The organism is Streptomyces sp. NPDC056734 (genome assembly GCF_042790455.1).
Taxonomy (GTDB): Bacteria; Actinomycetota; Actinomycetes; order Streptomycetales; family Streptomycetaceae; genus Streptomyces.
Genome location: NZ_JBHTZD010000015.1, coordinates 173460 through 186229, shown reverse-complemented (window position 1 = coordinate 186229; position 12770 = coordinate 173460). Strand labels below are relative to the sequence as shown.

Sequence of the window (12770 nt, the reverse complement as noted above, 5' to 3'; positions counted from 1 at the left end):
GGGCTGTTGGGGTTGGGTCCCACGGGGGGCGTGGGGTGGTTTCCGACGCGTGTCATCCTTTCGGGGTCCCGTTGACCCCGACCGGGGGGGGGGGCGCCCCTGTTAGCGGCCGCCCCCCGCCCCGTCGTCACCGCGTGTACATCGTCACCGCGTGTACCTGTGCGGCTTTTAGCCGAACTGCTGTTCCAGGTCCTTGAGCTTGCGCTCCAGGGAGTCCAGGCGCGGCAACGCCATGGTGTCGTCCTCGGCCGTCAGATCTACTTTGATCGGATCAGCTCCGGTACGGACGGGCTGGAGGGAGGGACGCTGGGGTACGGGGGGCAGCTGCTCCGGGGTCGATATGGCAGGCTCCGCGGTGACCCGCTCGGCGCTCGGCTCGCCGGACGACAACTCGGCCTGACGGGCGCGTCGGCCGCCGTTTCCGCCGTGTCCCCGGCTGATCGCCTTCAGCTGAGCGCGCTCGCGGCGCTCGGCGTCCCGGCGGCGCATCCGCTCCTGCTCCTTGGCCTTCTTGTCCTCGCGGACCTCCTCGACCGCCTCGTCCAGACTGCGCACGTTCTCCAGGAGCATCAGCGACCAGGCGCCGTAGGTCTCACGGGGGGCGCGCAGCCAGCGGACGATCCGGATCTGCGGCAGCGGCCTGGGCACCAGTCCCTGCTCGCGCAGGGCGGCCCGGCGGGTCTGCTTCAGCGCGCGGTCGAAGAGCACCGCGGCGGAGAGGGACATGCCCGCGAAGAAGTGCGGCGCACCCGCGTGACCGAGGCCCCGGGGCGCGTGCACCCAGTTGAACCAGGCCGCGGCGAACGCGAACGTCCACACGAGGATGCGGGAGCCGAGAGCGGCGTCGCCGTGGCTGGCCTCGCGCACCGCGAGCACGGAGCAGAACATCGCCGCCCCGTCCAGGCCGAACGGCACCAGGTACTGCCAGCCGTTGGAGAGGCCGAGGTTCTGCTCACCGAAGCCGACCAGGCCGTGGAAGGAGAGCGCGGCGGCCACCGCGGCGCAGCAGAACAGCAGGACATAGGAGAAGGTGCCGTACAGGGCCTCCTTGCGCCTGCGGCGTTCCTCAGCGCGCTCCCATGAGTCGTCCGCCTTCGCGTTCTTTCCCGCGGACTGCTTCCCGCGCGCCAGCACCGCAATCGCCGCCAGCATGCCCAGGAGCAGCACGGCACCCGGAAGGAGCCAGTTCAGCGATATGTCGGTCAGTCTCATTCTGGGAGTCCCTCGCATTGGGATAGGGCGTAACGCCCGCCATAGTGGCCCAATTCCACCGGCCCTCAGGGGGTTTCGGGGCAAGAGGCCGCCAAGGAAGGCAAAGAGGGTTGCCCAGGGCGGCGTTCTGCTCGAACTGCCGCTTGAGGGGCGGGAGTTGAGTTCGAACAAGACTACCCGTACGTGTGGTTCGAGGGGAACTTCCTGCGGCGGGTGAGGAAGATGTGAAAATCCCGGGACCGTACGGAGGTCCTGTTCGCGCTGGATCCTAGCGGGCCCGTGCGCCCCGCGCGCACCCGGGGTGTCTCAACGGGGTGTCTCAACCGGTCGCCTGTGCCATCAGTTTGACGACCCGTTCGGCGTCGCAGGCGCGCGGGCAGGTGGCGCAGACGTCGTCCGGGCGCAGCGTGTAGTACATGCAGCAGGTCACCCGGTCCCGGGTCGGCAGCTCCTCGCCGCCCGGACCGGTCAGCGTACGGAAGGCGGCGGAGCCGGCGTACGGCTGCACGGTCCCCGGCAGCAGCAGTTCCAGTTCGCGGGCGGCCCGGTCCTTCTCGTCCAGCAGCTCGGAGATGTACCAGAGGCCCTCGACGACCTCGTCGGTCGCCATGCCCCACAGGGCCCGCCCGCGCCGCCGCATCCGCGGCCCGAACGCGGCGAACACCGGGCCCAGATGCTCGGCGACCGCCTCGCGCACCTCGTCCCTCAGCGCCTCCTCGTCCGCGACCACCCGGGCGCCGGGCAGCGCGGCGGCCGGATCACCGGGCAGACAGGCGAAGGCGGAGGGGCGGACGGCCATCCGGTCGCGCTCGCGGTCGTACGAGACGTGGGTCACGGGAAAGCGCGGCACCCGGCGGTGCAGGAACCAGGGGACGGTGAACAGCAGACAGACCGTCCACGCGTAGCGGTGCAGGCCGAAGCTGGCGACGACGTCCGGACGGCCCGGTTCGCCGTAGTCGCGGCGGATCTGGGCGTCGTCCCATGCCAGGAAGGTGTCCAGCGCGGCCCCGTTCTCGGCGAGCGCGGCGGCGCTGACCCAGCCCTCGCCCTCGGGTGTCGGGTCGGTGCCGGTCAGCTCGCTGATCGTGAGCCATGGATAGACCTCGGCGAGGCGGGCGAAGGACTCCGCGACGGGCGACGAGGGGAGGGGCATGCCTGACCACCGATTCCCGAGCGACTACAGGTAAGCCTTACCTTACCTTCCTTGTTCGAAATTTGAACTGCCCGGATCTGGGCCTATGGTGCTTGACGGACGAGTAACAACCCGCCGTAATGACCCCAAGCACTGACAAGCCCGGAGGAGGACCCGTGAAGCAGGGTGTGCAGGGCACCGCCGGGACCGGAACGCCACCGCGGGCCGCCGCCGCACCGGGGGTGCGGGTGCCGCAGCAGGCACGGGGCGAGGACCACAGGGTAGGCGAGGGCGGGACCGGCTCGGCGGCCGCGCGCGGCGAGCACACGCACAGCGAGACGCCGATCCCGCCGCCCCGCCCGGTCGTCCAGCGCTCCTCCGTGCGCGGCCAGGTCCTCGACGCCCTGCGCACCGCCCTGCTCGCCGGTGAGCTGCGGCCCGGCGAGGTGTACTCGGCGCCGGCCCTCGGTGAGCGGTTCGGCGTCTCCGCGACGCCCGTGCGCGAGGCCATGCAGCAGCTCGCCCAGGAAGGCGCCGTCGAGGTCATCCCCAACCGCGGCTTCCGGGTGGTCCAGCGCGACGCCCGCGAACTGGGCGAACTGGCGGAGGTGCGGGCCCTGATCGAGGTGCCGGTGCTGATGCGGCTGGCCCGCACGGTCCCCGCCGACACCTGGGCCGACCTGCGCCCCGCCGCCGAGGCCAGCATCCGCGCGGCGGCCTCCGGCTGCGCCGCCTCCTACGCCGAGGCCGACCGCGCCTTCCACGGCGCCCTGCTCGGCCTGTCCGGCAATGAACAGCTCGTGAAGATCGCCGAGGACCTCCACCGCCGTACGCAGGTCCCCCTCCCCGGCGGGCAGTTCCCCCGCACCCGCACCGACCTGATGGCCGACGCGGCCCACCACGCCGCCCTCCTGGACGCCTTGATCGCCGGCGACCTGGACTCGGTCCATTTACTCATCGCGGAGCATTTCAGGGCGGGCGGGTAGCAGGGGTACCACGGGTGGCAGGGGGGAGGGCGGACGTGACCTCCCCCCTCCTGCTGCCTGTGGGCTTGCGTGGCGCGTTCGAGGGAGATCGCCCGCGCGGCGGCGGCGACCGTCGCGGGGGTGGTGTCGCTGTCCGGTGCGGGCTGTCGGCCGCACTTCAGTGCTTGGCGGGCGGCGGGAGGGGGGCGGGTGTGACCTCTCCGCTGCTGCTACCTGCGCGGGGTCTACGCGGCGCGTTCGAAGGACGTGGTGGGCACCGGATCGCCCGCGCGGCGGCCGGCGGTCCGGCGACCTCCGCCGCGCGCGGGCGGGTCGCCGTCCGGTCCGGTCGCCGTCCGGTCCGGGCCGCCGGCGGCCGGTCCAGTGCTCGGCGGGCAGCCGGAGAGGGGCGCGTCAATCCCCCTCCGGCAGTCGGGGGGAGGCACGTCAGCCCACTCCGGCAGTCGGGGGAGGCGCGTCAGCCCCCCGCCCGTCACCCCCCGCCCGTCACCTCACGCCGTGGCTGCCGGTGGGTCCAGGCGTTCGGCCAGCCAGGTGGGGACACCTCCGAGCAGCCGGAACAGGCGGCGGGCCTCATCCCGGAGCCGGGTGGCCTCCGGTTCGGGTGCGGTGTCGGCCAGGGAGGCCAGTGCCGGGGCCGTGCCCACCAGGTACCCCAGTTCCTCCCGGATCCGCAGCGACTCGGTGAACCCGTGCCGCGCCTCCGCCAACTCCCCGTCCCGCAGCGCGAGTCCGGCCAGATGCCGCCAGGTGAACGACAGCAGCAGCGGATCGGGGTGCGCCGAGGCACCCGCGTGGGCCCGGCGGTACGCCGCCCGCGCCGACTGCGGGGAGCGCGCCAGATTCTCGGCGAGCAGCCCGCGCCGGAAGTCGAGCAGCGCCCGCCCGGTCGCGCCCGGCGGAATCAGCGCCGCCGCCCGCCCGAGCGCGGCCCGCGCCTCGTCGGCCCGGTCGCGCACCGCGAGCACCGTGGCGGCGTAGGCCAAGTACCCGCGTTCACAAGCGGCGGCGCCACGCTCCTCGTCACTGTGCGCGAGCGCCTCCGCCGTGCGGAGCGCGTCCTCGGCGGCCGGCCAGCCCTGTTCGGTGTACAGACACCGCTCCACCAGCAGCGATGCCCGCTGCAACGCGGCGGCCGGGGTGTCCGGCCGGAGCAGTTCCGCGGCGTCCGTCCAGCAGGCCCGTGAGCGCAAGCGCCACACCGCCGTCTGAAGCGGGTCGTCCGCGGTCATTCCGGAACCAGACATGGCGGTATGCGCCACATTGCCCTCCCCGAGCACGCCATCGAGCTGTTGAGTGGTCGCATTCCAGCACCTGTGACACCACCGGGCCAAGGGGGCGGGTGAAGGATTTCACAAAGTAGTGGGACTTCCGGCCGCCTGGGGTTTCAGCTCAGATGACCCGGGGTTCAGCGGGGAGGGGGCGAATCCGGGTGCTCAGCTCATCCGCAGCGCCAGGAAGAAGTCCAGCTTGTCCTCCAGCCGGGAGAGGTCCCGGCCCGTCAGTTGTTCGATACGGCCCACGCGGTAGCGGAGGGTGTTGACATGCAGGTGCAGCCGCGTGGCGCAGCGGGTCCAGGAGCCGTCGCAGGCCAGGAACGCCTCCAGGGTGGGGATCAGTTCGGCGCGGTGGCGGTGGTCGTACTCGCGCAGCGGGTCCAGGAGGCGGGCGGTGAAGGCGCGGCGGACGTCGTCCGGGACGAAGGGCAGCAGCAGGACGTGCGAGGCCAGTTCCTGGTGACCGGCGGCGCACACCCGGCCGGGGCGGGCGGCGGCCACCCGGCGGGCGTGCCGGGCCTCCTCCAGGGCGCCGCGCAGACCCTCCGCCGAGTGGACGGCCGCGCTGACGCCGAGGGTGACGCGGCCGTCCTCCGCCAGACCGGCCGTGAGGGGATCCCGTACGGACGCCAGCAGGACCTCGGCGACGATGCCGGTCTCGGAGCCGTCGTGCTCGGCGGAGACGGCCGGGAGCGGGACGAGCGCGACGGCCTCGTCCCCGGTGTGGGCCACGGCGATGCGGTCGGCGGGCTCGGGGCCGGTGGTGTGCGGGTCGACGAGGATCTCCTCCAGCAGCGCCTGCGCGACCGGCCCGGTCTCCGTACCGATGCCCGCCCACTCGACGCGGGCCACCACCACCTGCCAGTGCGGGGCGGCGCCCAGACCCGGCAGCAGCACCGGCGCGGCGACCCGCAGCCGGGCGGCGATCTCGGTGGGGGCCGCGGCGGCCTGGACCAGCTCCAGCACCTCCTGCGCGAGCCGCCGCCGTACGGTGCGGGCCGCGTCCCGGCGGTCGCGTTCGACAGCGATCAGCTGGGTGACGCCATGGACCAGATCCAGCCGTTCCCCGGGCCAGTCCCCGGCGTCCGCCGCGACCGCCAGCACCCAGTCCGACAGCACGCTCTCGCGCACGTCCCGCGAGGGCTGCGAGGACTGTGCGGGATGCCTGGGCTGCGAGGACTGTGCGGGTTGCGGCGGCTGTGGGGGCCGTGGGGGCTGCGGGGGCTGCGGGGGACGTCCGCCGCCGTGGACCGGGAACAGCGAGTACGTGGTCGTACCGATCCGCGCCCGGTGCGGCCCGCGCCGGCCGGTGCGGGCGGCGGCCAGCGCCTCGGCGGCGAGCCGGGCGCACACCTCGGCCGGGAGCGCGGCACCGGCCGCCTTGGGGCCCGCGATCAGCCGGCCCGTCGGTGACAGCACCCACGCCCGCAGGTCCAGGTCGGAGCCCAGCAGATCCAGCACCACGTCCGGGCCGCCGCCCGCCGGGCCGGACGTCATCATCCGCCGGTGCCGGTCCACGACCGCCGCGAGATCCCCGGCCCGCTCACCGGAGACCTGCCGCACCACATGCTCGGTGATCGCCGCGAAGGCGACCGACTCGTGCACCGCGAACAGCGGCAGCCGGTGCCGGGCGCAGGCCGCGATCAGATCGTCCGGCACCTCGCCCAGCTCGGCCTCCCCGGCGGCGAGCGCGGCCACCCCGGCCTGCACCAGCAGCCGTACGAACGGCTCGGCGTCGGTCGCGTCGCGGCGCCAGGCCAGCCCGGTGAGCACCAGTTCGCCGCCACTCAGATAGCGGCTGGGGTCGCGCAGATCCGTCGTCATCACCCCGCGCACGGTCCGGTCCAGCTCATCCTCGCCGCCGAGCAGCCTGAGGCCCAGCGCGTCGGTGTCCAGCAGTGCGCTCAGCCGCATGTCGTCGCCGCCGTTTCATGTCTCGTTCATGTCTTGAAAAGTACGATCAGTCACAGGAGCGTGGCCGCGCACGCTGTGGCCCGCGTTTCCCCGGCGAAACGGAGGGGTTAACGGTGACCTCTATTCATACGAATCTACAAGATGGCCGTGCTGGCCAGCCAACTCCTTCATGGTTTCGGTGACTGACCCCGGTGGAGCGCCGCGCGGTGTACTGACCCCACTCCACATGAACAGCGACCAGCGGATGAAGCACGTGAAGTACGTGAAGCACCTGCACGAGCCGGGCCGCCCGCACTCGATCTGGCTCAATTCGTACGGTCCGTGACCTGTCCCACCAGACGAAGAAGAGAGCCGTTCATGGACTTCCTTCGCCCCGCCAGCTGGGAGGAGGCGCTCGCCGCGAAGGCCGAGCACCCCACCGCTGTGCCGATCGCGGGCGGCACCGACGTGATGGTGGAGATCAACTTCGACCACCGCCGGCCCGAGTATCTGATGGACCTCACCCGCATCGGCGATCTCTACGAGTGGGAGAGGGGACAGGACAGTGTGCGGCTCGGCGCCTCCGTGCCGTACACCCGGATCATGGAGGAGCTGCGCAGCGAGCTGCCCGGGCTCGCGCTCGCCTCCCACACCGTCGCCTCCCCGCAGATCCGCAACCGCGGCGGCGTCGGCGGCAACCTCGGCACCGCCTCCCCGGCCGGTGACGCCCACCCGGCGCTGCTCGCCGCCGGAGCCGAGGTCGAGGCCGTCTCGGTGCGCGGCACCCGCCGCATCCCCATCGACGACTTCTACACCGGCGTCAAGCGCAACGCGCTCGCCCCCGACGAACTGATCCGCGCGGTCCACGTCCAGAAGGCCGACGGACCGCAGCAGTACTCCAAGGTCGGCACCCGCAACGCCATGGTGATCGCCGTCTGCGCCTTCGGCCTCGCCCTGCACCCCGGCACCCGGACCGTGCGCACCGGCATCGGCTCCGCCGCGCCCACCCCCGTCCGGGCCAAGGTCGCCGAGGAGTTCCTGAACGCCGCGCTGGAGGAGGGCGGCTTCTGGGACAACGGGAAGGTCGTCACCCCGTCGGTGGCCAAGCAGTTCGCCACGCTGTGCGCCGCCGCCTGCAACCCGATCGACGACGTCCGCGGCACCGCGGGTTACCGCCGCCACGCGGTCGCCGTGATGGCCCGCCGGACCCTGACCTGGACCTGGGAGTCGTACCGCGGCAGCCGCCGCACCACCAAGGGAGCTGCGTAGATGCGCGTCAACCTCACGGTCAACGGACGCCCCCAGGAAGCCGACGACGTCTGGGAGGGCGAGTCCCTGCTGTACGTGCTGCGTGAGCGGCTCGGCCTGCCCGGCTCCAAGAACGCCTGTGAACAGGGCGAGTGCGGTTCCTGCACGGTCCGCCTGGACGGCGTGCCGGTCTGCTCCTGCCTGGTCGCCGCCGGTCAGGCCCAGGGCCGCGAGGTCGTCACCGTCGAGGGCCTCGCCGACCACGCCCGCCACCGCGCCGGCACCTCGCTGGACGAGGCCCGCCGGTGGTCGGCCGGGGGCACCGACTCGCAGACCGGCGAGGGCGAGGGGCTCGCGCCGATCCAGCAGGCGTTCATCGACGCGGGCGCCGTGCAGTGCGGCTTCTGCACGCCCGGTCTGCTGGTCGCCGCCGACGAGATGCTGGAGCGCAACCCCGACCCGAGCGACGCCGACATCCGCGAGGCGCTCTCGGGCAACCTGTGCCGCTGCACGGGCTACGAGAAGATCATGGACGCCGTCCGGCTGGCGGCGGCCCGGCAGCAGGAGGGGGTCTGAGATGCCGGAGACGACCCCGCCCGCGGTGACGCCCGCGATCACGCCCGCGATGATTTCTGAGGGGACCCCCGCGAAGACGTCCGCCAAGAAACCCCTGAACGGCGCCTTCAACGGCACCCCCGGCGCCACCCCCAGCGGCACCCCCACCCAGGTCACCCAGGGCGCCCGCACCCGGGGCGGCATCGGCGAGTCCACCCTCCGCCCGGACGGCACCCTCAAGGTCACCGGAGAGTTCGCCTACTCCTCCGACATGTGGCACGAGGACATGCTCTGGGGCCAGATCCTGCGCTCCACCGTCGCCCACGCCGAGATCCTCTCCATCGACACCGCCGAGGCCCTCGCCACCCCGGGCGTGTACGCCGTACTGACGTACGACGACCTGCCGACCGACGTGAAGAACTACGGCCTGGAGATCCAGGACACCCCCGTCCTCGCCCACGGCAAGGTCCGCCACCACGGCGAACCCGTCGCCGTCGTCGCCGCCGACCACCCGGAGACCGCCCGCCGCGCCGCCGCGAAGATCAAGGTCGACTACCGGGAACTCCCCGTCATCACCGACGAGGCGTCGGCCACCGCCCCCGGCGCGATCCTCATCCACGAGAACCGCACCGACCACCACGTCGGCCACGTCCCGCACCCCAACATCCTCCACCGCCAGCCGATCGTCCGAGGCGACGCCGCCGTGGCCGCCGCGCGGGCCGATGTCGTCGTACGCGGCGAGTACGTGTTCGGCATGCAGGACCAGGCGTTCCTCGGCCCCGAGTCCGGGCTGGCCGTCCCCGCCGAGGACGGCGGCGTCGACCTCTACGTGGCCACCCAGTGGCTCCACTCCGACCTGCGCCAGATCGCCCCCGTCCTCGGCCTGCCCGAGGACAAGGTCCGGATGACGCTGGCCGGGGTCGGCGGCGCCTTCGGCGGACGCGAGGACCTGTCGATGCAGATCCACGCCTGTCTCCTCGCCCTGCGCACCGGCAAACCCGTGAAGATCGTCTACAACCGCTTCGAGTCCTTCTTCGGCCATGTCCACCGCCACCCCGCCCGGCTGTACTACGAGCACGGCGCCACGCACGACGGCAAGCTCACCCACGTGAAGTGCCGGATCGTCCTGGACGGCGGCGCGTACGCCTCCGCCTCCCCGGCCGTCGTCGGCAACGCGTCCTCCCTGGGCATCGGCCCCTACGTCGTGGACGACGTCGACATCGAGGCCATCGCCCTCTACACCAACAACCCGCCCTGCGGCGCCATGCGCGGCTTCGGCGCGGTCCAGGCGTGCTTCGCCTACGAGGCCCAGATGGACAAGCTCGCCGCCGCGCTCGGCATGGACCCGGTGGAACTGCGGCAGCGCAACGCCATGGAACAGGGCTCCCTCCTGCCGACCGGCCAGCGCGTCGACTCCCCGGCGCCGGTCGCCGAACTGCTGCGCCGCGTCAAGGCGATGCCGCTGCCGCCCGAGCGCCAGTGGGAGTCCAGCGAGGGCCCCGACGTACGGCAGCTGCCCGGCGGCCTGTCCAACACCACCCACGGCGAAGACGTCGTCCGGGGCGTGGGCTACGCCGTCGGCATCAAGAACGTCGGCTTCTCGGAAGGCTTCGACGACTACTCCACGGCCCGCGTCCGCATGGAGGTCGTCGCCGGTGAGCCGGTCGCCACCGTGCACACCGCGATGGCGGAGGTCGGCCAGGGCGGCATCACCGTCCACGCCCAGATCGCCCGCACCGAACTCGGCGTCGCCCAGGTCACCATCCAGCCCGCCGACACCCAGGTCGGCAGCGCCGGTTCCACCTCCGCCTCCCGCCAGACGTACGTCACCGGAGGCGCCGTCAAGAACGCCTGCGAGCTGGTCCGCGAGCAGGTCCTCGCCCTGGGCCGCCGCAGGTTCGGCAGCTATCACCCCGCCTGGGCCACCGCCGAACTGCTCCTGGAGGGCGGCAAGGTCGTCACCGACGGCGGCGAGGTCCTCGCCGACCTGGTGGACGTCCTCGCGGACGACGCCGTGGAGGCCGAGGAGGAGTGGCGGCACCGCCCCACCCAGGCCCTCGACCCGCACACCGGGCAGGGCGACGGCCATGTCCAGTACTCCTTCGCCGCCCACCGCGCGGTCGTCGAGGTCGACACCGAACTCGGCCTGGTCAAGGTCGTCGAACTGGCCTGCGCCCAGGACGTCGGCAAGGCCCTCAACCCGCTCTCCGTCATCGGCCAGATCCAGGGCGGGACCACGCAGGGCCTGGGCGTGGCGGTCATGGAGGAGATCATCGTCGACCCCACGACCGCGAAGGTCCGCAACCCGTCCTTCACCGACTACCTCATCCCGACCATCCTCGACACCCCGACCATCCCGGTCGACGTCCTCGAACTCGCCGACGACCACGCGCCGTACGGCCTGCGCGGCGTCGGCGAGGCCCCCACCCTGTCCTCCACCCCGGCCGTCCTCGCCGCCATCCGCGCCGCGACGGGCCTGGAGCTGAACCGGACCCCGGTACGCCCGGAGCATCTGACGGGCACGGCGTAGCGCGGCACGCGAGCCCTGGTGGTGAAAGGAGACCGACAGATGCTGGAGATCGCCGAAGAACTCAGCCGGTGGGTCGAGCAGGGCCGTGACTTCGCCGTCGCGACGGTGGTGGCCGTAAGCGGCAGCGCCCCGCGCGTCCCCGGCGCCGCCCTCGCGGTGGACTCCGACGGCACGGCCATCGGCTCCGTCTCCGGGGGCTGTGTGGAGGGCGCGGTCCACGAACTGTGCGGACAGGCGCTGAAGGACGGTGAGCCGGTCCTGGAGCGCTTCGGATACAGCGACGACGACGCCTTCGCGGTCGGCCTGACCTGCGGCGGCGTCATCGACATCCTCGTCGTGCCGGTACGGGCGGCGGACCCCGCCCGGCCGGTGCTGGCGTCCGCGCTCGGTGCCGCAGCACGAGGGGAGCCGGCGGCGCTGGCACGGATCGTCTCCGGCCCACCGGAACTGCGGGGCCGGGCACTGCTGATCCGCCCCAAGGGCTCGCACGAGGGCGACGACGGCTCCTCCGTGGGCGGCTCCTACGACGGTACGTACGACGGCGGCTTCGGCGCCCATCCCGAACTGGACCGCACGATCGCCGCCGAGGCCCGCGCCTTCCTGGACGCCGGCCGCACCGGCACCCTGGAGATCGGCGCCCGGGGCTCACGCTGCGGCGCCCCGCTGACCGTGCTGATCGAGTCGTCGGTGCCGCCGCCCCGGATGATCGTCTTCGGCGCGATCGACTTCGCGTCGGCACTCGTACGCGTCGGCGCCTTCCTCGGCTACCGGGTCACGGTGTGCGACGCCCGCCCGGTGTTCGCCACCCGGGCCCGCTTCCCCGAGGCCCACGAGATCGTGGTCGACTGGCCGCACCGCTACCTGGAGTCCACGCCCGTGGACGCCCGGACGGTGCTGTGCGTCCTGACCCACGACGCCAAGTTCGACATACCCCTGCTACGGCTCGCGCTGCGGCTGCCGGTCGCGTACATCGGCGCGATGGGCTCACGCCGCACCCACCTGGACCGCACCGAACGCCTGCGCGCGACCGGCGTCACCGACCTGGAACTGACCCGCCTGCACTCCCCGATCGGCCTGGACCTGGGCGCCCGCACCCCCGAGGAGACGGCCCTGTCCATCGCAGCGGAGATCATCGCGACCCGCCACGGCGGCACGGGCGCGCCCCTCACCGGGGCACACACGCCGATCCACCATGACACGCCGGGGGCGACACGGGCGGGGCGGATCGGGTCGGTGGCGTGAGCCCGCGCAGGCCCTGCTTCGCCTCGTCGCATCCACACCCCTGAGGAGGGCAGCTACCGAATGCCGGGTGGTCCCTCGCCGGTGCGGCAGCGGGGGCAGCGGCAGGGGGGCCAGCGGAGGGTGTCGGCGAGGGTGAGCGGGCCGGGTCCGGGGTGGTAGGTCCGTCGCTGGGTGTGGTCGACGCGTTGGCCGTCGGGGCGGATGCGGTAGGTCTCGATGGTCAGGTGGGAGGTGCCCGGGGCGGGTGGGGTACCGGCGTTCACCGCGTGCCCTCCTCAGGGGTGTGCTGGACTACGGCCTTGAGGACGTCGGAGAGTGCCCGCTGGAACTCCGGGCTGTTCTCGATAGCTTCGTGCTCGGGGTCGGTGTACTGCCAGGTGTGGCACCCCGGATGACCGGCGTACAGGATGCACGCCTCGTCCTTCGGGGTCGGGCCTGACAGGGTGTTGCAGTCGGGCACGACCAAAAAGGCATCGGGACGCCGCCCGTCAGCCCACTGGGCCCACACCTCACCCTTGCTCGCATCCTCCAGCTCCCACACCAGGTCATGGTGACGCCCCGCGGAGTGCTCCTGAAGCAGACAGCGCAGCACCGGCCGCACGTTGCCGGGGGCACTGGAGTCGGAGATCGACGCGAACATGGCCGCGATGAGATCGGCGGGCATCAGCGCGGTGGCACCACACACCCGGGGACGG

11 protein-coding genes are annotated in these 12770 nt (G+C 72.8%); 5 read left to right on the top strand and 6 right to left on the bottom strand.

Features of this window, described 5'->3' with window-relative positions; genetic code table 11:
• Positions 1-168 precede the first annotated feature (168 nt).
• Together ACFRFC_RS23625 and ACFRFC_RS23620 are read right to left on the bottom strand one after the other, a co-directional pair.
• Positions 169-1212, bottom strand: a complete 1044-nt coding sequence (locus ACFRFC_RS23625) for a DUF2637 domain-containing protein (protein WP_382690600.1) — start codon at positions 1210-1212, stop codon at positions 169-171.
• 319 nt (positions 1213-1531) lie between these two features.
• Positions 1532-2365 carry a (2Fe-2S)-binding protein gene (locus ACFRFC_RS23620; RefSeq protein ID WP_382690598.1) on the bottom strand — a complete coding sequence of 278 codons (834 nt, stop codon included), beginning with the start codon at positions 2363-2365 and terminating at the stop codon, positions 1532-1534.
• 155 nt (positions 2366-2520) lie between these two features.
• On the opposite strand from ACFRFC_RS23620, the gene ACFRFC_RS23615 reads away from it, so the two are divergent.
• Entirely contained in the window at positions 2521-3330 is an 810-nt protein-coding gene (locus ACFRFC_RS23615) for a GntR family transcriptional regulator (RefSeq protein ID WP_382690596.1), read from the top strand.
• A 491-nt stretch (positions 3331-3821) separates the two neighbouring features.
• Here ACFRFC_RS23615 and ACFRFC_RS23610 read toward each other — a convergent pair whose 3' ends face one another.
• Complete coding sequence (locus ACFRFC_RS23610; RefSeq protein WP_382690594.1) at positions 3822-4577, bottom strand: hypothetical protein; 756 nt, start codon at positions 4575-4577, stop codon at positions 3822-3824.
• A gap of 189 nt (positions 4578-4766) precedes the next feature.
• A complete protein-coding gene (locus ACFRFC_RS23605; protein ID WP_382690592.1) occupies positions 4767-6521 on the bottom strand; it encodes a PucR family transcriptional regulator in 1755 nt (584 codons plus the stop codon).
• A 357-nt stretch (positions 6522-6878) separates the two neighbouring features.
• Between ACFRFC_RS23605 and ACFRFC_RS23600 the strand changes: the two genes are divergently transcribed.
• From ACFRFC_RS23600 to ACFRFC_RS23585, 4 genes are read left to right on the top strand one after another with little or no spacing between them, the layout of a single operon-like run.
• Positions 6879-7769: an FAD binding domain-containing protein gene (locus ACFRFC_RS23600; RefSeq protein ID WP_382690590.1), complete on the top strand. Its 891-nt coding sequence runs from the start codon at positions 6879-6881 to the stop codon at positions 7767-7769.
• A complete protein-coding gene (locus tag ACFRFC_RS23595; protein ID WP_382690588.1) occupies positions 7770-8324 on the top strand; it encodes a (2Fe-2S)-binding protein in 555 nt (184 codons plus the stop codon).
• A gap of 1 nt (position 8325) precedes the next feature.
• The gene (gene pucD, locus ACFRFC_RS23590) at positions 8326-10833 is read left to right on the top strand and encodes a xanthine dehydrogenase subunit D (protein WP_382690586.1); all 2508 of its coding nucleotides are present in this window, start codon (positions 8326-8328) and stop codon (positions 10831-10833) included.
• Between the two features lie 39 nt (positions 10834-10872).
• Entirely contained in the window at positions 10873-12075 is a 1203-nt protein-coding gene (locus ACFRFC_RS23585; RefSeq protein ID WP_382690584.1) for an XdhC family protein, read from the top strand.
• 53 nt (positions 12076-12128) lie between these two features.
• Here ACFRFC_RS23585 and ACFRFC_RS23580 read toward each other — a convergent pair whose 3' ends face one another.
• Entirely contained in the window at positions 12129-12338 is a 210-nt protein-coding gene (locus ACFRFC_RS23580) for a hypothetical protein (protein ID WP_382690582.1), read from the bottom strand.
• A complete protein-coding gene (locus ACFRFC_RS23575; RefSeq protein WP_382690581.1) occupies positions 12335-12739 on the bottom strand; it encodes a hypothetical protein in 405 nt (134 codons plus the stop codon). Before ACFRFC_RS23575 ends, ACFRFC_RS23580 begins: the two co-directional genes overlap by 4 nt.
• Positions 12740-12770: the final 31 nt, after the last annotated feature.